Raw genomic sequence first — 19,422 nt, forward strand, 5'->3', positions numbered from 1 at the left:
GTCGAGAGTGCACCGCGTGGAATCCGAAGTCAGTCGAGTTCATCTCAGTCATGATCCACGCACGCTGCACGACGACCCGTTACTCGACGGGTTGCTGGCACTCTGCGCCCTGCACCAGAAACCGGCCAGCGCGGCCATGCTCACCACCGGCCTGCCGCTGCCTTCGCAGCGCCTGAGTGCCGAGTTGTTGTCGCGTGCCGCCGCGCGTGCCGGGCTGCAGGGCCGGCTGTTGCAACGCAAGCTCGAACAGATTCCGGCCATCGCGTTGCCAGCGCTGCTGCTGCTCAAGGACGGGCGCAGTACTGTGCTGGTCGGCTGGCAGGGCGACGATGAAGCGCGGGTGCTGCTCAGCGAAAGCGACGGCGGGGAAGTGCTGATCAAGCGCGAACTGCTGGCCGCTGACTACATCGGCAAAGTCTTCTTCGCCCAACCGCAGCACAAATTCGACGTCAACCATGGCACCCTGATCCCGCGGGCGCGGTCCTGGTTTCGCGACACCCTCAAGCGCTCGCGCTGGCTGTACACCGACGCCATCGCCGCCAGTTTTTTGATCAACATCATCGCCATGGCCGCGCCGCTGTTCGTGATGAACGTGTACGACCGCGTGGTGCCGAACCAGGCCACCGCCACCCTGTGGGTGCTGGCCGTGGGCATCTGTGGCGCGTACCTGTTCGACCTGGTGCTCAAAAGCCTGCGCAGTCTGTGCCTGGACCTGGCCGGTAAAAAAACCGACCTGATCATCTCCGCCACCTTGTTCGAGCGCATCGTCGGCATGTCGATGAAGTACCGCCCGGCGCGGGTCGGCAGCTTTGCGCAGAACATCCATGAGTTTCAGAGCCTGCGCGACTTCCTCGCCTCGCTGACCCTTACCAGTCTGATCGACCTGCCGTTCACACTGCTGATCTTCCTGGTGATCGCCCTGCTCGGCGGCCATCTGGTGTGGATTCCGGTGCTGGCGTTCCCGATTGCCCTGGGTATCGGCTACGCGCTGCAGAAGCCGTTGGTCGCGACCATGGAACGCACCATGGCCCTGGCCGCCGAGCGCCAGTCGAGCCTGATCGAGACCCTCGCCGGGCTGGATGCGGTCAAGGTCAACAACGCCGAGAGCGAACGCCAGTACGGTTGGGAACAGACCATCGGCACCTTGAGCCGGCTCGAACTGCGGGTGAAGTTGCTGTCGGGCCTGTCGATGAACATGACCCTGCTGATCCAGCAACTGGCCGGCGTGATCATGATCGTGTTCGGCGTGTACCAGATCATCGACGGCAACTTGAGCATGGGCGGCCTGATTGCCTGCTACATGCTCAGTGGCCGCGCGTTGAGCCCGCTGGCCTCGCTGTCGGGCCTGCTCACGCGCTACCAGCAAGCCAAGGTCACCATGACCTCGGTGGACCAGATGATGGAACTGCCCCAGGAGCGCAACTTCGAAGAGCGCCCCATGAGCCGCCGCACCCTGCAAGGCGCCATCGAGTGCCGGGGCCTGAACTTCACGTATCCGAACCAACAGAACGCTGCGCTGAAAAACATCAACCTGGTGATCAAGCCAGGGGAAAAGATCGGCATCATCGGCCGCAGCGGCTCGGGCAAAAGCTCCCTGGCCAAATTGATCGTCGGCCTTTACCAGCCTGACTCCGGCGCGTTGCTGGTGGACGGCGTGGACGTGCGCCAGATCGATGTCAGCGAACTGCGCCACAACATCGGCTACGTCGCCCAGGATATCCAACTGCTGGCCGGCACCCTGCGTGACAACCTGGTCAGCGGTGCACGCTACGTCGAAGACGAAATGGTCCTGCAGGCGGCGGAATTGGCCGGCGTGCACGAATTCGCGCGCCTGCACCCGCAAGGCTACGAACTGCAAGTCGGCGAGCGTGGCCAGAACCTGTCCGGCGGCCAGCGCCAGAACGTCGCCCTGGCCCGTGCGCTGCTGCTCAACCCGCCCATCCTGCTGCTGGACGAACCCACCAGCGCCATGGACAACACCGGTGAAGAACGCTTGAAACAACGCCTGCACGCCGTCGTGCAAAACAAGACCGTGGTGTTGGTGACGCACCGTGCCTCGCTGCTCTCCCTGGTAGACCGCCTGCTGGTGGTTGACCGTGGGCAGATTCTTGCGGACGGCCCGAAAGCCGTGGTCATGGAAGCGTTGAAGAAGGGGCAGATCAGTGTTGCTTAACTCCATCAAAAACGCGGTCGGCCGCTACTTCAAAGGTTCCGACTCGCTGCACGGCCAGCCGCTGCCCGAGGTCAACAAAGCGTTGATCGAAGATGCGCCGCGAGTCATCCGCCTGACCATCTGGGCCATCATTGCCTTCTTCCTGTTCCTGGTGGTGTGGGCGGGTTTCTCCGAAATCGACGAAGTGACCCGTGGCGACGGCAAGGCGATTCCGTCGTCCAAATTGCAGAAAATCCAGAACCTGGAAGGCGGTATCGTCGCCGAGCTGTACGTCAAGGAAGGCCAGATCGTCGAGGCCGGTGCGCCGCTGATTCGCCTGGATGACACGCGGTTCGTGTCCAACGCCGGAGAAACCGAAGCCCTGCGCCTGGCCATGCAATTACGCGTCGAACGCCTGAGTGCGCAAGTGGATGATCGCCCACTGAACATTCCCGACGAGGTGCTCAAGGCCGCGCCCAGCCAGGCCGCCAACGAACGCTCGCTGTATGAAAGCCGTCGCCAGCAGTTGAAAGACGAAGTTGGCGGCTTGCAGGAACAACTGGTGCAGCGCCAGCAGGAATTGCGCGAGTTCACCTCCAAGCAAGGCCAGTACCGCAGCCAGTTGTCCCTGCAACGCCAGGAAATCAACATGTCCGAGCCGCTGGTGGCCCAGGGCGCGGTGTCGCCGGTGGAAGTGCTGCGCCTCAAACGCGCCGAAATGGAAACCCGCGGCCAGCTGGACGCCACCACCCTGGCAATCCCCCGCGCCGAATCGGCGATCAAGGAAGTGCAGCGCAAGATCGACGAAACCCGTGGCAAATTCCGCAGCGAAGCCCTGACCCAACTCAACGAGGCCCGCACCGAACTGAACAAGGCCGAATCCACCGGTCGCGCCCTGGAAGACCGTGTCAGCCGTACCCTGGTCACCTCGCCGGTGCGCGGGATCGTCAAGCAGCTGCTGGTCAACACCGTCGGCGGCGTGATCCAGCCGGGCAGTGACATGGTGGAAATCGTGCCGCTGAACGATACCCTGCTGGTGGAAGCCAAGATCCGCCCGCAAGACATCGCGTTCCTGCACCCTGGGCAAGAAGCGGTGGTCAAATTCACCGCTTATGACTACACCATCTACGGTGGCCTGAAGGCCAAGCTCGAACGCATCGGCGCCGACACCATCACCGATGAAGACAAGAAAACCACCTACTACATGATCACCCTGCGCACCGACCGCAGCCACCTGGGCACCGATGAAAAGCCGCTGCTGATCATCCCCGGCATGGTCGCCTCGGTGGACATTATCACCGGCAAGAAAAGCATCCTCAGCTACCTGCTCAAGCCGATCATCAAGGCGCGGGCCGAGGCGTTGCACGAGCGGTAATCTCTAGCGCCTGCTCCGGCCTCATCGAGGGCAAGCCCCCTCCCACATTTGAATGCGTTCACAAATCAAGTGTGTGAGGGGGCTTGCTCCCGATGAGGCCATCAGCATCACCCAATGCATATGGATATGCCCTAAAAGTATTTAAACTTCCATTCTTAGACCTATAAATTCACTCCCCTGTCTGCCGGAAGTGAATCCAATGTCCACCATCAACCAAACCTTCGACATCCGCCCCTTCCCCGGCAGTGTCGGCGCCGAAATCATCGGCCTGGATCTATCCCAACCCGTCAACGACCAGGACTTCGCCCGCATCCATCGCGCGCACCTGGACCACCACGTCATCGTGTTCCGCGACCAACGCATCACCCCCGAACAACAGATCGCCTTCAGCCGCCGCTTTGGCGTGCTGCAAATCCATGTGCTCAAACAGTTCCTGCTGGCCAATCACCCGGAGATCCTGATCGTCTCCAACATCATCGAAAACGGCCAATCCATCGGCCTGGGCGATGCAGGCAAATTCTGGCACTCGGACCTGTCGTACAAGGAGCTGCCCAGCCTGGGCTCGATGCTGCATGCCCAGGAACTGCCGTCCGAAGGCGGCGACACGCTGTTTGCCGACATGCACAAAGCCTGGGAGCAACTGCCCGAGCACCTGCGCAACGCCGTCGAAGGGCGCCGCGCCGCGCATTCCTATACCGCGCGTTACAGCGAGAGCAAATTCGAGGGCAACTGGCGTCCCACCCTGACCCCTGAACAGCTCGCCCAAGTGGCCGAAGTGGAGCACCCCATCGTGCGCACTCACCCTGAAAACGGCCGCAAGGCACTGTTCGTCAGTGAAGGCTTCACCACCCGCATCGTCGGCCTGCCAGAGGACGAAAGCCGCGACCTGCTGGCCCAGCTCTACGCCCACAGCGTGCTGCCGGCAAACATCTACCGCCACCAGTGGCAGCCCCATGACCTGGTGTTCTGGGACAACCGCTCGCTGATCCACCTGGCGGCCGGCTGCCCGAGCCATCTGCGCCGCAAATTGTTCCGCACCACCATCCAGGGTGACGCGCCGTTCTGAACCGCTAAAGCCTGCTAGGATTGCGTCCAGTTCACTCCCGACCGAACACGAGTGCTTGGCATGCAACTACCCGACATGAACCTGCTGGTCGCGCTCGACGCCTTGCTCGATGAAGGCAGCGTGGTGGGCGCCGCGCGACGGATGAACCTGAGCCCGGCGGCCATGAGCCGTACCCTCACGCGTATCCGCGAGGCGGTGGGTGATCCGATCCTGGTGCGTGCCGGCCGCGGCCTGGTGCCGACGCCCAAGGCGCTTGAGCTGCAAGGCCAGGTGCGCAACGTGGTGGAGCAGGCGGCGTTGTTGTTTCGCTCGGCGGACCAAGTCGATTTGAGCACTTTGCGCCGTCGCTTCAGTGTGCGCGCCAATGACTTTTTCATCGGTGTGTATGGCGGTCGGCTGTTCGACACCCTGCAACGCGCGGCGCCGTTCTGCGAACTGCGCTTCGTGCCCGAAGGCGACACCGACGATGAAGCGCTGCGCGAAGGGCGGTTGGACCTGCGGGTGAGCAATACCATGCCGGCCGGGCCTGAAGTGAAGGTGCAGAACCTGTTCTCGACCACGTTTGTCGGCCTCGCCCGGGAAGATCACCCGCTGTTCGACGAAGAGATCACCGCCGCTCGGTTTGCCAGCTATTCCCACATCAGCATCTCGCGACGCGGCATCGCCCGTGGGCCTATCGATACCGCCTTGAATGCCCAGGGCCTGGAGCGTCACGTGGCAATGATCGCTCCCGGCTTTCACGGCGCGATGTTCATGCTGCCCGACTCCGACCTGCTGCTGCCGGTGCCCAAGGAAGCCCTCCTGAGCGCCCGGCGCCTGAAGCTGCCGCTGCGCTCGTTCGCCCTGCCGATTTCGCTGCCGACCCTGGTATTGGCGCAATCCTGGCACCCGCGCTTCGATAAAGACCCGGCGCACAAATGGCTGCGCGAGACCATGCGCGAGAGCTGCCACGCCACCTGGCTGGAAGCCCAACCGGGCTGAAATCAAATGTGGGAGGGGGCAAGCCCTAATGCCAGTCAGTTAAGGCGACACCGAACCTGTGGCGAGGGAGCTTGCTCCCGCTGGACTGCGCAGCAGTCCCATTGTTTGGGGCCGCTTCGCGCCCCAGCGGGAGCAAGCTCCCTCGCCACAAGTTAGTTCTCGCTCCTGCTACTTCTTAACTGACCGGCATTAGGGCAAGCCCCCTCCCACATTAAAAGCCCTGCATTACCCGGTGGATTGCGTATGACGCACTTATAACCTGCCAACAAGTCACTTTTTGTCATGCATTTGCCTGATTAAACTACTCGGGTATTCCCCATTCCGAGTTACCTGTCCATGACTTCCCTCGCTGCCCCCGCCTTCGAGGCCGCAGCCAAACCCACTGCGCCCAGCCCACCGGTGTTCGGCCCGCGCATCATCATTGGCCTGGTCGGCGTGTTGCTGGCGGTGCTGGTGTCCGGCCTCAACGAAATGGTGACCAAGGTCGCCCTCGCCGATATCCGTGGTGCGCTATACATCGGCTTTGACGAAGGCACCTGGCTGGTCGCGGCGTACACCGCCACTTCCGTCGCAGCCATGGCATTCGCGCCGTGGTGCGCGGTGACGCTCTCCCTGCGCCGTTTCACCCTGGGTGCCATTGGCGTGTTTACGCTGCTCGGCATCCTGTGCCCGTTTGCACCGAACTACGAAAGCCTGTTGCTGCTGCGCACCGTGCAAGGCCTGGCCGGTGGCGCGTTGCCGCCGATGCTGATGACCGTGGCGCTGCGCTTTCTGCCGGCCAACGTCAAATTGTATGGGTTGGCCGGCTATGCACTGACCGCCACTTTCGGCCCGAGCCTGGGCACGCCATTGGCGGCGCTGTGGACCGAATACGTCGGCTGGCAATGGGCGTTCTGGCAGATCGTCGGGCCGTGCCTGTTGGCGATGGCCGCCGTGGCCTACGGCTTGCCGCAGGATCCGCTGCGCCTGGAACGCTTCAAACAGTTCAACTGGCGTGGTCTGCTGTTGGGTTTTCCGGCGATCTGCATGCTGGTGATCGGCCTGTTGCAAGGCAATCGCCTGGACTGGTTCGAGTCGGGCCTGATCACCTTTTTGCTCAGTGGCGGCGCGCTGCTGCTGGTGTTGTTCATGCTCAACGAATGGTCGCAGCCGCTGCCATTCTTCAAGCTGCAGATGCTCGGCCTGCGCAACTTGTCGTTCGCCTTGATCGTACTGGCCGGGGTGTTGATGGTGCTGACCTCGGTGATCATCATCCCGTCGAGTTTTCTCGCCCAGGTCCAGGGCTACCGGCCGCTGCAAACCGCGCCGGTGATGCTGCTGATGGCGCTGCCGCAGTTGATCGCGCTGCCGCTGGTGGCGGCGCTGTGCAATCTGCGCTGGGTCGATTGCCGCTGGGTGCTGGGCATGGGGCTGGGCATGTTGGCGTTGTGCTGCATCGGCAGTTCGCACCTGACCTCGGCGTGGATCCGCGATGACTTTTATGGCTGGTACCTGCTGCAGATCTTTGGTCAACCGATGGCGGTTCTGCCGTTGTTGATGCTGTCCACCGGCAGTATTCAACCCATCGAAGGGCCGTTCGCCTCGGCGTGGTTCAACACCGTCAAGGGCCTGTCCGCCGTGATCGCCACGGCGGTGCTGGATACGCTGACCACCCAGCGCGGGCATTTCCACTCGACCATGCTGGTGGACCGCCTGGGCAACTCGCCCCTGGCCGACGGCGACGCGCCGGGCCTGGCGCACCGCCTGCACGAGCAGACCGTGGTGCTCACCTCTTCGGATCTGTATGTCGTCATGGCCGGTGTCGCGGTGGCGTTGATCCTGCTGATTTTCTGGATGCCCACGCGGATTTTCCCGCCTCGTGCACCGACCTGACCCCAAGGATTTCTCATGAAACGCAAAGACAAAATTGCCGTCTCCGTCATCGCCGTATTTGCCGTGGGTGTGCTGGTGTACCTGGTTACGCCGGGCATCCTGGGCAGCCAGCGCCAGACCACCAACGACGCCTTCGTCGCCGCCGACTTCACCCTGGTTGCACCCCGTGTTGCCGGGTTCATCAAGGAAGTGCTGGTGGAAGATAACCAGCGTGTCAAAGCCGGCCAGCTGTTGGCGCTGATCGACGACCGTGACTTTCGCGCCGCCGCCCAGGCTGCCGACGCCGACACCTTGGTCGCCCAGGCCCAACTGAAAAACGCCACCGCGACCCTTGAACGCCAAAGCTCGGTGATCGCCCAGGCCCAAGCCACCGTGGCCGCAGATCGCGCCGAAGTAGCGTTTGCCGAACACGAACTGAACCGCTACAACCACCTCGCCGGCGTCGGCGCGGGCACCGTGCAGAACGCCCAGCAAGCCAAGACCCGCATCGACCAGGCCACCGCGCGCCTGGCCAAATCCACGGCGGTGCTGGCAGCCGAACGCAAGCAAGTGGAAATCCTCACCGCCCAGCGTGACGCCGCCGAGGGCGGTCTAAAGCGCGCACAGGCCGCGCTGGAAATGGCCAGTTATCAGCTGTCCTACACCCGCATCGTCGCGCCGGTGGACGGCATGGTCGGTGAGCGTGCGGTACGGGTTGGCGCCTATGTCACGCCGGGCAGCAAGATCCTCGCCGTGGTGCCGCTGGCCCAAGCCTATGTCGTGGCCAATTTCCAGGAGACCCAGCTGTCACACATGCAGGCCGGCCAAGCCGTGCAGGTGCGGGTCGACAGCCTCGATGGCGAGTTGCTCAACGGCCATCTGGAAAGCCTGGCGCCTGCCACGGGGGTGACCTTTGCCTCGGTCAAGCCGGACAACGCCACCGGTAACTTCACCAAGGTGGTGCAGCGTATTCCGGTGAAGATTGTGCTTGAGCCAAACCAACCGCTGACCGAACGCTTGCGCGTAGGGATGTCGGTGGAAGCCAGCGTCGACACCCACGCCGTCGCGCAACAACATGAGGTGGCCCAGCAATGAGACATCTCGCCTGGCTCACCCTGAGCCTGATCAGTTTGAGCGCTTGCACCGTCGGCCCGGATTTCCAGCGGCCGCAGGGTCCGTCTGTGGCCCAATGGACTGAGCCCCAGGGGCGTCAGGCGGCCAGTCGCGCCACCAGTGACCCATTGCAGGAGCGCTGGTGGGACGTATTCCACGACGAGCAACTGTCGGCCCTCACACGCCGCGCCCTCAGGGATAACCTCGACCTGAAACTGGCCAGCAGCCGCCTGCAACAAAGTCGCGCCGTGCGCCAGGTAACCACCGCCGAGCGTTACCCCAACGTCGACGCGGGCGGCGCTTACCAGCGTAAGCGCAACAGCGGCAAAGGTTTGAACGACCCCTCCGGCGAGAACGGCCGCTCGGCGTTCAACCAGTGGGACTTGGGCTTTTCTGCCGCTTGGGAAGTGGACTTCTGGGGCCGGGTCAAGCGCGAGACCGAAGCCGCCGACGCCACCCTGGAAATCGCCGAAAACGACCGCCGCGCCGTGTTGCTGTCGGTGCTGGCCGAGACCGCCCAGGACTACATCCAACTGCGCGGCGTACAAAACACCCGCGCCGTCACCGAGCAGAACCTCGACGTCGCCCGCCACAGCCTCAAGCTTTCGCAACTGCGCCTGGCCGATGGCGTGGCGACCGACCTGGACGTGGCCGAAGCCGCCGCCCAAGTCGCCGCCATCGAAGCGCGCCTGCCGGATTTGCAGCAGCGTCAGGACCAGTTGATCAACGCCCTGAGCCTGCTGATGGGCGAGCCTCCGCAAGCCCTGCACGCGCAACTGTCCAAGGACGCCGCCGTGCCGCAGACCCAGCGCCAGGTCGCTATCGGCCTGCCGTCGGAATTGGCCGAGCGCCGCCCGGACATCCGCCAGGCCGAAGCCCGCCTGCACGCCGCCACCGCCAGCATCGGCGTGGCCAAGGGTGATTTCTACCCGCGCATCACCCTGTCCGGCAGCCTTGGCTCCCAGGCCATGCAGCTCGCGGATCTCGGCTCCTGGGGCTCGCGCGCCTTTGCCTTCGGCCCGCAATTGAGCCTGCCGCTGTTCAACGGCGGGCGCCTGCAAGGCATGGTGAATTTGCGCGAAGCCCAGCAACAGGAAGCGGCGCTGGCCTACCAGCAAACCGTGCTGCGCGCCTGGCATGAAATCGACGACCAGTTGACCCGCTACAACGCCAGCCAACTGCGCCGCGACAGCCTCGCCGAAGCCGTGCGCCAGAACCAGATCGCCTTGACCACCGCGCAACACCAGTACGTCGAAGGCGTGGCGGATTTCGTCAACGTGCTCACCGTGCAAAGCGCGCTGCTGGCGACCCAGGAACAGTGGGTGGAAAGCTCTACCGGTGTGTCGTTGGCGATGGTGGGCTTGTATAAAGCGCTGGGTGGCGGCTGGGAGTCGGTGTATCCGTTGCACGCCGTTCGCTGATGACTGTGGGAAGTCGGGTATACCAACAACACCTACGTCTGGCAGCGCACCAGTAATTTGGATTGCTACTACGACGAAGGGCGAAAGGCTGTGTCGAGCGTGACCTGCGACTGGTAATTACGTATTTACGTGCGCATTAACATGAACGTGACGTCGTCTTCGGCTATGCACCCGTCAAGGGTGCGTTCCATGATGGCCTTGAATTGGTCCTCGGCTGAGAGTTCGGCCCAGAATCCATCTGTCGCCATGATCCATAGGGTGTCTTGGGCAATCTGCACGGATTGAATGTGAGGCTCGTGGGCCCGCCGGTGGCTCATGCAGTTGAGCAGTGTTTTACGAGCTGGGGAGTTGGCGATGAATGAATGGCTCAGGTCGCCTTTCCAGTTTGGACCGCAGTGAGGTGAACTCACCCAGTTAAGGCATTGAGATTTCTCCAGATGACCCAGGCAGCAATCACCTGCGTGAATGGAGATAGCTGTGTGACCAACTACCAGCAATACAAGGTAGCTGGTGGACGCCAATGGAAAGTCTGGACAAATGTTTGAATGCACTTCGTCGAGGGAAGTAAGCACTAGCGTCAGGGCGTGTTCAGGACAAGACACCACAACGGGTTGCGCATGGCGAAAACACTCAAGCAGGTGGTGACTCAAAGCGCTTGCCAATTCGCCACTCTTTGGTTTTGAAGTGCCGTCGGCAATCACGTAGAGGTATGCGCCAGCATTGTGTGCCGAGCCGCTGACATCGCGGTTCTCTATCCTATCGGTTCCTTGTCGACTCAAGCTCAATTGCAGAATCAAGCGGTTGCTCCGAATCCAATCAACGCGGTCAGTCGTTCGTGAATCAACGCCGCACGAGCTGGATCCTGGGCGGTGCTTTGGATCACGTCCTCAAATGCGGGTAACGCAAGCAGTGCCGTAAATTGTTCGCTCACGAAATGCCGCAGTTCGTGAGGCGCTAGTTTCACTTCTTCGATGAGTTCTTCCCTGCCATCCAGCAGGGCGATGATGTCCTCAATGTCGTTGGACATCAGTACATCACCATGACCGCGCCCCTGATAAGCCTGCAATTTGGCTGCGAGGAACCAAGGTGCGGCGAACACTCTGATCCGCGTTCCGTTGGGCAGGGTGTAGCCAATCGCGCGTTCTAACCCGCCCACGAACCAAGTATTGGCGAAGCCTAGGACGCTCTCCTGCGTCGGCATGAAGTCGACTTTCAACTGGCCCAGTCGTAAACGGCAGGTTACCGAGTCTTGGCCAGTATTTTTGAAACCTCGAGGTTTGAGTTTTTCTTCCAGCCGATACCAATCAGCGGTGCCTGTCAGATGAATGACCAAGTCCACATCATCGGTACCGCGAATTGACTCCAGTGTGTATTCATCAGTGATAAGCAAGACAGTGGTGCATCCGCCGACAAAGGCGACTTGCTCGCATAACTCTTCGCCCAAGGCCTCGGCAACCTCCTCCAGCATCTGCAGCATCATTGTTCGGTTGGACGTCACAGTATCCACTCCCGCAGCATAGCGTCGGCGACTTTGGTCTCACGCGGTCCGCCGATGCGGATGGCATCAACGAGGGCCAGGAAATGGTAGAGAAGCTCGTCTTTCTTCACGGCGCCGGGAACGGTTTTGTACAACGGTGTAATTGCCTGCCCTTTGCTTTTTCCGTAGGCATCTGGCCAGACGGGAATAAGGTCGCCCCCGCTCATCACTTTGCCTGCCAATACCGGTGCGGCAAAGGCCGTTGGAATGCCTCGGACGATAGCGCCAGGCTTAACCGGAAAAATATAGCGAATGCTGTGCGTAACTAAATCGAGCAGCGCTGTGCTTCTTACCAGCGGGATTCCATCGATGTGCCTTGTATAAATCAAGCCGATTTCCCTGCAACGATTCAGGGAGGAAGACACTTCGGTTTTGCTCAGACCCAACGCTGAGGACAGAGCTCTCACAGAGTAGTTTTGTGAAGCGTGCTCTTCAGAATCCTCGTCAGCGTCATCCCACCCGCGCCAGTCATCCATTGTTGAAAGTTGTACGGTTTCGAAGTTTTCAATATAGGTCGGAAGACTTTGAAAACCGAGGGACGCGGTCTCTTTTTCAACAGAGAACACCCGTTTTTTTACGCGCTCCCCTTTGGCCTGTAGTTCGAGGCTGATCAGTTTGAACAGGACTACAATGTCTTGACTTTTCATATGGCCCCAAAAGTTATTGTCCTCTGTCCGCGGACAGAGGACACTTTCTTGCATAAAGCCAGCCTCCCTGTCAACGATTCTGCAAAAACACCACATACCCCCGAAACCACTCACTCCCTGCAAATACCCCGGCGCTTGCCATTCCCCGCCCTGAATCAGGCCGACCTTGAACGGCACGCCCAGCCGGTTCATGCGGGGCAAATACGCGGCGTAGTCGGGGATGCTGTGCCGCCCTTGATAGGTCTGCACCACCACTTCATCCACCACGCCCTTGAGCTGGGCGATGGCGGCGGGGTCGGCGTTGCTGCTCCAGTCCATCAGGCCAGTGATGCTCAAGCGCAGGTCGGTCGGCAGGCGTTGGCGCAGGTCGCGCAGAAAGGTTGCGTATTCGTGCAGGTATTGAGTGCGGGCGTCAAAGTCGATCTGGATGCCGACCACCGGGTTGCCCGCCTCGCGCCAGCGTTGCACCTGGCCAAGCAGTTGGGTGTAGACCTGTTCCGGCCATCGCAGAGTATGGGCGCGGTAGACCACCCAGATGTCGCCCTGGGTGATACGCGGCACGCTCATGCCCTGGGCGATCAGTTGCACACCGCGTTGCGGCGCGCGGCGGGTGGAGTTGATCTGGCCCTGCAGGATGTAGAGGGTCCTGGCCTGCTTGAGCACCGGCTGGGGCGCGACGCCGCTCCACAGCCAGAAAGCGTCGTAGTCACGGGCGTCAACAGCACCGAAGGCCGGGCTTGCCAGCAACAGCAGGCCCAGCCACAGCATTTTCACCAGTAGTACTGCAGCGATTTGCCCCACTGGGTGTCGGCGTAACCGCTCTTGAGCTGGCGGAACCAGCCTTTGCGCACGGCCGGCGCCACGTCTTCGCCGCCGCAGCTGTTGTAGCCGGCCGGCGCGTAGCAATTGATCGCGCGGAACAGCGCGTAGGCCCGGTCGGTTTTGGGCGCCTTGGCATTGGCGATCACCTGCTGGTAGCCGTCCAGGCGCGAGAAGGTTTCACCTTTGAACTCCGAGGCGGTGCTGCCAAGGCTGCCGGTGGCGCGGGCCTGCTCCAGCGGCATGCCGTCCAGGCCATTGCGCAGGATAAATTCCCCCAGGCAGTTGAGGGCTTGCGGGTTTTTTGCGTCGCTTTGCAAGGTCGCGGCGGTTTGCGCGACGCTCGGGCAGGCATAGCCGGATTCGGCCTTGTCACCGTTCCACTGGAACAGCTTCAGGCTTTGCCCGCCGCTGTAGGTGTAACCCAGGCTGGTGCCGAGTTTGTCGTCAGACAGCGAGGCCTGCTTGAGGTCGTCGGCGAAGGTCGCGAACTGGCGGTGCAGCAGGTCTTTGTAGAGCAGCACGAATTGGGCGGTCTGGCGTTCAGTCGGGTCGTTGGCCTTGGCGATCTGCTGGCGCAACAGGTCGGGACCGGCCACGTTGCGCAGCAGGATGTAGCGCACCTGTTTGGCACTGATCGGCGAGTCGGCGGCGAACACCTTGGCCAGTTGGCCGCTGCGCTCGTAATTCATCGCCAGTGCCAGCTCCAATTGGTCGCGTTGCAGCGGTTGCTTGGCCAGCGGCAGCAGTTGCAGCCACAGCGCTTCGGCGCCTTTCCAGTCTTGCTTGGCTTCCAGGGCCAGGGCGCGCAGGGTCTGCTGGCTGAAGGCGAAGTAATCCAGGTTTGACGGCAGGTCCGTCGGCAGATGCTTCAGGGCCGTGTCGGGTTGGTGCTCGACGTACAGGGCATACGCCGCTTGCAGGTAGTCGAACAAGGCCGGCTCGTTGGCGAAGGTGCTCTTTTGCTTGTCGAGGGCTTCGCGACTCAACAGGGGCGGGGTATGGGCACGCATGGCCATCAGGTCGCTGACCAGTTGCAGCATCGGGCTGTTGGCCGCCTGGTTGCTGGTCATCAGCAATTTGAGGTCGGCTTCTTCCACCAACGCGTCCACGCTCACATTGCGCTGGGCGTCGCTGGCTTCGGTGAATTGCCAGGTGAAGTCTGCGGCGAGCCTGGTCTCGTCATTCGCCAGCCAGTGCACCCGGCGCAGCAGGCCACGGGCGGACGCGACGTAAGCGCCCTGCGGGTAGGTTTTCAGGTAGCCGAGAAAGCCTTCTTCGGCGTCGCTCAACGCAGCCTTGTCCACATGCTCGCGCTGGGGCATGCCGTATTCGTCGAAGGCTTCGGCCTGGGCTTGGTTCAGCGAGGTGCGCGCGGTCATGTACAGCGCGGTTTCCTTCAGCCAGGGCACATCGCTGGTCGCGGCGGCGGCGAAACCGCGCTCGGCGTTACCGAAGCGGCCGCTGTAGAAGTCAGCGGCGGCCTGCAGATAAGTGCGAAACAGTTGGGCGCTGGCCGAGGGGGTCAGCTGCGCATCCACCACTTGGCCGTCCCAGTCACAGGTGGTCAGCAGCTGCAAACGTGCTTTCACCAGCAGGTCGCGCTCGGCGGGTGGCATATCGGCCTTGATCACCTGGCTGATAAACGCGGTAGCGCTGTCATCAGCGTTGCTGCGGCAGCGGCTGCCTTCACCATCGAGAAACGCTTCGCCTGCAGTCTTGTACTCCTCACGCTTGATGCCCAGCGGCGCGAGCAGGGTGTCGAGCTCGGCGGTGCGCGAATCGTCCGCTTGGTTATCGGGTTCGTCCTCTGCAGCTGGAACCGGCACCAGGCGATACACCGGAAACGGCACCGGGCCGAAACCCTGTGCCAGGTCGTCTTCGCCCAGGGCATTCGGCGCCAGGGGCGCGGCCTTTTTGTCGGCCAGCAACAGGCGCAGGTTTACCCGGCTATCGTTGCCTGGGCTGAGAAAGGGTTGGTTGCTGCAGGGTTCGAGACTGTCACGCGACACCCGCCAATCGGGATAGCACGAGTCGTCGGAACTGGCCTGGGCCGCCAGGGGAATACCGGCCAGCAGGGCCAGTGCCAGAGGTGACAAAAAACCGATGCGCATGACGTGTCCTTGATCCTGGGTCCTTGGAGGACGGCAATCATAGCGTGATCCGACCCCAGCTTCGGTGAACGCTCACACAAATCACGGATTTGTCCGATTGAGGGTAGTGGCGTTTTAACCTTGCTGACATAGACTGCGTTCTTCATCAGGGAGGATCGTATGAAGCTATTGCGGCTATGGCTGTTGAGTGTTGCCTGCGTGATGGGCGTGGCGCCTGTCGCCATGGCGGACGACCCCTTGCTGGATCACCCGCCGGCGGCTGCCGCCGGCACTGACGAGGCGCGAGGCGTGTTACGGGCCCGCGACCAGGCGATGCTGGCCAGCGAGTTGTCGGGGCGCATCGTCGAACTGCCGTTCAGTGAGGGCGAGTCGTTCAAGAAGGGCGACACCCTGGCGCGTTTCGATTGCTCGGCCTACCAGGCGCAACTGAATGCCGCCCAGGCTGCCAGCCGTGGCGCCGGTGAAGAGCTGGCCCACAACAAACAGCTGGCGGCGCTCAATTCAGTCGGGCGCTTTGAAGTGGCCCGCGCCGAAGCCAAACTCAGCGAAACCCAGGCCCAGTCCCAGGTCTACCAGGTGCAGGTCAAGCGTTGCAGCGTGCTGGCGCCGTATGACGGCCAGGTGGTGCAACGCAAGGTGCAACGCTATGAAAGCGTGTCGGCCGGGGCGCCGCTGCTGGAAATCGTCGACAACCGCAGCCTGGAAATCCACCTGCTGGTGCCGTCACGCTGGATGGACAAGCTCAAGCCCGGCCAGACCTTCACCTTTACCCCCGATGAAACCGGCCAGGCGTTCAGCGCCACGGTCAAACGACTCGGCGCGCGCATTGACGAGGGCAGCCAGACGCTGCTGCTGGTCGCCACTTTACCCAACGCCGCCGGGTTGATGGCAGGCATGAGTGGCACCGCACACTTTGCGCAATTGCAATGAACGCCCCGATGCCGGGCAGCAGCGAGCGGGTGTTTGCGCAGTTTCTGGACCTGGAACGCCAGACCCGCGCCGCGCGCACCACCGAGCAACTGGCCTACAGCCTGGTCAATGACAGCCAGCCGCTGTTCGGCTATCGGCATGCCGCACTGTTGATCGCCGGCAAGGTGCAGGCGGTGACAGCCGTGAGTAACGTCGACCCGAATGCGCCGTTCGTGGCCTTTGTCGAGCAGGCGGTGGCGCAGTTGCACAAGCAGGCGCTGGCCCAGACCGCACGCGTCGTGCCGGCGGAGCAGTTGAGCGAGGCGGTGCGGGCGGACTGGCAAAGTCTGTCTGCCGGCCAGGTGTTCTGGTTGCCGTTGATCGACCCCCAGGGCCGAGTGTTCGGTGGTTTGTGGCTGGCGCGAGATACCTCGTGGAATCCGGCCGAGCAAGTGTTGCTGGCGCAATTGGGCGACACCTGCAGCCATGCCTGGCATGCGCTGCAGCCGCAGCGGCCGTGGCGGTTGCACCTGACCCGCAAGCGCCGGCTGATGGTGGTGGTCGCCTTGCTGCTGTTGCTGCTGATTCCGGTGCGCCAATCCGTGCTGGCGCCCGCCGAAGTGGTGCCGCTGGCCGGGCAGGTGGTGGCGGCGCCGCTGGATGGGGTGATTGCACAGTTTTTGGTCAAGCCCAACCAGGCGGTAAAAACCGGTGACCTGTTGCTGCGTTTCGAAAGCACCACTCTCACGGCCCAGGCCGATGTGTCGGCGCGTGCCCTGGGCGTGGCCGAGGCCGAGTTGAAGGCCAGCGCGCAGCGGGCTTTTGCCGATGCCGAATCGAATTCGCGTATCGACCTGCTGGCGGCCCGGGTCGAGCAAAAACGCGCCGAACGCGATTACGCCCGCGAACTGCTCAAGCGCAGCGAAGTGCGCGCCGAGCGCGACGGTATCGCCGTCTTCGCCGACGCCGAGCGCTGGACCGGCAAGCCCGTGCAAACCGGCGAGCGCCTGTTGCAGATTGCCGACCCCGACCAGGCCGAGTTGCGCATTGAGCTGGCGGTAGGCGATGCGATCGCCCTGGAACCGAACGCCCAGGTAGCGCTGTTCCTCGACAGCGACCCTTTGCATCGCCACCTGGCGACCTTGCAACGCGCAGCCTATGAAGCGCAGCCCACACCGGGTGGCCAACTGGCCTATCGCCTGGATGCGCAATTCGATGAAGCGCCGCCGCGTATCGGCCTGCGCGGCACGGCGAAGTTGTTTGGCGAACGCGCGCCGTTGGCGCTGTACCTGTTGCGGCGGCCGCTGGCAGGCCTGCGCCAGAGCGTGGGCCTCTGATGGACTTGCCCAAACTGCGTGAAGACCTGCAACTGTCCAGCGCCGGCGCGGCCCTGGACGGTTCGCCGCGCTGGACCCTGGCCGACCCGGTGCGCGGGCGCTATTTCAAACTGGGCGCCACCGCCATTCGCTTGCTGCGCCACTGGTCCCTGGGGGACCCGGAAAAAGTCCTGCAGGCCGCCAACCGCGAGCCGGGCCTGGCGTTGGGCGGCAGTGAAGTGGATGAACTGCTGGGTTTTCTGCGCGCCCACGACCTGATCGCCGCCCTCGACCCGCAGCAGCGCGCCAGTTACCTCGACAAATCTGCCGCGCGCAAACAAAGCCTGTGGCAGGTGCTGCTGCATCAATACCTGTTTTTCCGGATTCCGCTGTGGCGCCCGGATGCGTTTCTCAACCGTGCCTGGCCGCTGCTGGCGCGCTTTGGCCCTGGGTTGCTGCGCTACGGCTTGCCGATCATTTTGGCGCTTGGGGTGTTTCTGGTCGCCCGCGACTGGCAGCGCTTTGTGGCGACGTTTCCGCATCTGTTCAGTCTGGGCGGCGCCCTGGCGTTTGGCGTGGCGCTGTTCTTTGCCAAGCTGTGCCATGAATTCGGCCATGCCTTTATGGCCAAGCGCGCCGGGTGCAGGGTGCAGAGCATGGGCGTGGCATTCATGGTGTTGCTGCCGATGTTCTACACCGACGTAAGCGACGCCTGGCGGGTCAATGATCGTCGCGCGCGCTTGATGATCGGCGCCGGTGGGGTCATGGCCGAGTTGTTGCTGGCGTGCATCGCCCTGCTGGCCTGGTCGCTGCTGCCGGACGGCCCGGCGCGCACGGCAGCGTTCATGCTGGCAAGCGCCACCTGGCTGACCACCCTGGCGATCAACCTCAACCCATTCATGCGCTTCGATGGTTACTTTCTGATCAGCGATTGGTGGGAGGTGGATAACTTGCAAGGTCGCGCCTTTGCGCTGTGTCGCTGGCGCTTGCGCGAGCTGCTGTTCGGGTATGGCGAACCGGCACCGGAGCCGTGGTCGCCGAATATGCAACGCCGGCTATTGTGGTGGGGCTACCTGGCGTGGCTGTGGCGCGCGGCGCTGTTTTTAGGGATCGCCCTGGCGGTGTATCACCTGTTTTTCAAGCTGCTGGGGATCGTCCTGATGGGGGTGGAACTGGTGTGGTTTATCGGCCTGCCGATCTTCAAGGAGTGGCGCCAATGGTGGAGCCGACGCAGCCAGGCCCATGCGCCGCGGGTCATGCTCAGCAGCCTGGGCCTGGTGCTGGTGGTGCTCGCGCTGGTGGTGCCCTGGCGCAGCGCGGTGGAGCTGCCGACCATGCTCGAAGCCGGGCGCGCCAGTGCGCTGCATGCGCCGGTGGCGGCGCGGGTCAAGCACTTGCGGGTGGTGGACGGGCAAGTGGTGACCCAGGGCCAGGTGCTGATCGAGCTGGAATCACCGGACCTGGACGCCCGGCAACGCATCGTGCGTCGCGAAGTGGAGATTTTGCAGTTGCAGATGCGCCGCCAGGCCGGGCGCAGTGAAACGGCAGTGGACGCCGGCATCAATGATCAGCGCCTGTCCCAGGCCCTCGCCGAATACCGTGGCCTGGCCGCCCAGCGCGAACGCCTGCTGCTGCGCGCGCCTCACGCCGGCACGGTGCGCGATGTGCTGCCGCAATTGAGCGTGGGGCGCTGGCTGTCGCCCAAGGATTCGCTGGCGCGGGTGGTGGAAGAAGGCGCCCGCCTGCGCGGTTACATCGCCGAGGCCGAGTTGTGGCGGGTGGCGCCGGGGGCCACCGGACGGTTTATCGCCGATGACCCGATGCACGCGGCAATCCCGGTGGAATTGACCGATATCGACGCCAACGGTGTGGCCTACCTGGACCAGGAGGCGCTGACCTCAGACCACCACGGGCCGATTGCCGTGCGCCGCGATGAAAACCAGCGCCCGGAGCCGGTGCAGGCGCAATACGGCGCACGCTTGAAAAGTCTGCAAGCGATTGCAACGCCCCGTCAGCCATTGCGCGGCGTGGTGGTGCTGCAGGGGCGCAGTGAGTCGGTGTTGGGCGTGGCCTGGCGACGGGCGGCGGCGTTGGGTGTACGGGAAAGCGGGTTCTAGGAGT

At 62.9% G+C, this 19,422-nt stretch carries 14 protein-coding genes and 2 pseudogenes; 10 read left to right on the plus strand and 6 right to left on the minus strand.

Going from position 1 to position 19,422, the window contains the following annotated elements; translation table 11 throughout:
- Positions 1–16 precede the first annotated feature (16 nt).
- The 4 genes from C4J92_RS00655 to C4J92_RS00670 all read left to right on the plus strand — a co-directional run bounded on the left by C4J92_RS00655 (position 17) and on the right by C4J92_RS00670 (position 5,574).
- A complete protein-coding gene (locus C4J92_RS00655) occupies positions 17–2,173 on the plus strand; it encodes a type I secretion system permease/ATPase (protein WP_124365323.1) in 2,157 nt (718 codons plus the stop codon).
- Positions 2,163–3,527: an HlyD family type I secretion periplasmic adaptor subunit gene (locus C4J92_RS00660; RefSeq protein WP_124360684.1), complete on the plus strand. Its 1,365-nt coding sequence runs from the start codon at positions 2,163–2,165 to the stop codon at positions 3,525–3,527. Before C4J92_RS00655 ends, C4J92_RS00660 begins: the two co-directional genes overlap by 11 nt.
- Before the next feature lie 199 nt (positions 3,528–3,726).
- Complete coding sequence (locus tag C4J92_RS00665; protein ID WP_124402624.1) at positions 3,727–4,593, plus strand: TauD/TfdA family dioxygenase; 867 nt, start codon at positions 3,727–3,729, stop codon at positions 4,591–4,593.
- A gap of 60 nt (positions 4,594–4,653) precedes the next feature.
- Entirely contained in the window at positions 4,654–5,574 is a 921-nt protein-coding gene (locus tag C4J92_RS00670) for a LysR family transcriptional regulator (RefSeq protein WP_124369119.1), read from the plus strand.
- Between the two features lie 55 nt (positions 5,575–5,629).
- Here C4J92_RS00670 and C4J92_RS27375 read toward each other — a convergent pair.
- Positions 5,630–5,725, minus strand: a pseudogene (locus C4J92_RS27375) (N-acetyltransferase); the annotation flags it as partial.
- A gap of 185 nt (positions 5,726–5,910) precedes the next feature.
- Here C4J92_RS27375 and C4J92_RS00675 point away from each other — a divergent pair.
- The 3 genes from C4J92_RS00675 to C4J92_RS00685 are packed head-to-tail and all read left to right on the plus strand — an operon-like array spanning position 5,911 to position 9,959.
- Positions 5,911–7,446, plus strand: coding sequence for an MFS transporter (locus C4J92_RS00675; RefSeq protein WP_124402625.1), 1,536 nt, complete (start codon positions 5,911–5,913; stop codon positions 7,444–7,446).
- 15 nt (positions 7,447–7,461) lie between these two features.
- Complete coding sequence (locus tag C4J92_RS00680; RefSeq protein WP_124402626.1) at positions 7,462–8,520, plus strand: HlyD family secretion protein; 1,059 nt, start codon at positions 7,462–7,464, stop codon at positions 8,518–8,520.
- A complete protein-coding gene (locus tag C4J92_RS00685; protein ID WP_124402627.1) occupies positions 8,517–9,959 on the plus strand; it encodes an efflux transporter outer membrane subunit in 1,443 nt (480 codons plus the stop codon). Before C4J92_RS00680 ends, C4J92_RS00685 begins: the two co-directional genes overlap by 4 nt.
- 125 nt (positions 9,960–10,084) lie before the next feature.
- Here C4J92_RS00685 and C4J92_RS00690 read toward each other — a convergent pair whose 3' ends face one another.
- The 5 genes and pseudogenes from C4J92_RS00690 to C4J92_RS00710 all read right to left on the minus strand — a co-directional run bounded on the left by C4J92_RS00690 (position 10,085) and on the right by C4J92_RS00710 (position 15,076).
- Positions 10,085–10,756, minus strand: coding sequence for a protein phosphatase 2C family protein (locus tag C4J92_RS00690; protein ID WP_124369122.1), 672 nt, complete (start codon positions 10,754–10,756; stop codon positions 10,085–10,087).
- On the minus strand, positions 10,753–11,439 hold the full coding sequence (locus C4J92_RS00695; RefSeq protein WP_124372363.1) for a hypothetical protein: 687 nt from the start codon (positions 11,437–11,439) through the stop codon (positions 10,753–10,755). The genes C4J92_RS00690 and C4J92_RS00695 overlap by 4 nt, the downstream gene beginning before the upstream one ends.
- Before the next feature lie 14 nt (positions 11,440–11,453).
- Positions 11,454–12,143: a hypothetical protein gene (locus C4J92_RS00700; RefSeq protein WP_124405743.1), complete on the minus strand. Its 690-nt coding sequence runs from the start codon at positions 12,141–12,143 to the stop codon at positions 11,454–11,456.
- A gap of 70 nt (positions 12,144–12,213) precedes the next feature.
- Positions 12,214–12,917 (minus strand): annotated as a pseudogene (locus C4J92_RS00705) (DUF3142 domain-containing protein).
- On the minus strand, positions 12,914–15,076 hold the full coding sequence (locus C4J92_RS00710) for an outer membrane assembly lipoprotein YfiO (protein WP_124402628.1): 2,163 nt from the start codon (positions 15,074–15,076) through the stop codon (positions 12,914–12,916). Before C4J92_RS00710 ends, C4J92_RS00705 begins: the two are co-directional and overlap by 4 nt.
- Positions 15,077–15,235: 159 nt before the next feature.
- Here C4J92_RS00710 and C4J92_RS00715 point away from each other — a divergent pair, with 159 nt between their 5' ends.
- From C4J92_RS00715 to C4J92_RS00725, 3 genes are read left to right on the plus strand one after another with little or no spacing between them, the layout of a single operon-like run.
- Positions 15,236–16,006: an efflux RND transporter periplasmic adaptor subunit gene (locus C4J92_RS00715; protein WP_124402629.1), complete on the plus strand. Its 771-nt coding sequence runs from the start codon at positions 15,236–15,238 to the stop codon at positions 16,004–16,006.
- Positions 16,003–17,322 carry an efflux RND transporter periplasmic adaptor subunit gene (locus tag C4J92_RS00720; protein ID WP_124402630.1) on the plus strand — a complete coding sequence of 440 codons (1,320 nt, stop codon included), beginning with the start codon at positions 16,003–16,005 and terminating at the stop codon, positions 17,320–17,322. Before C4J92_RS00715 ends, C4J92_RS00720 begins: the two co-directional genes overlap by 4 nt.
- Complete coding sequence (locus C4J92_RS00725; protein WP_124402631.1) at positions 17,322–19,418, plus strand: HlyD family efflux transporter periplasmic adaptor subunit; 2,097 nt, start codon at positions 17,322–17,324, stop codon at positions 19,416–19,418. Before C4J92_RS00720 ends, C4J92_RS00725 begins: the two co-directional genes overlap by 1 nt.
- Positions 19,419–19,422: the final 4 nt, after the last annotated feature.

The organism is Pseudomonas sp. R3-18-08 (genome assembly GCF_003852065.1).
In the GTDB taxonomy this organism is placed as follows: domain Bacteria; phylum Pseudomonadota; class Gammaproteobacteria; order Pseudomonadales; family Pseudomonadaceae; genus Aquipseudomonas.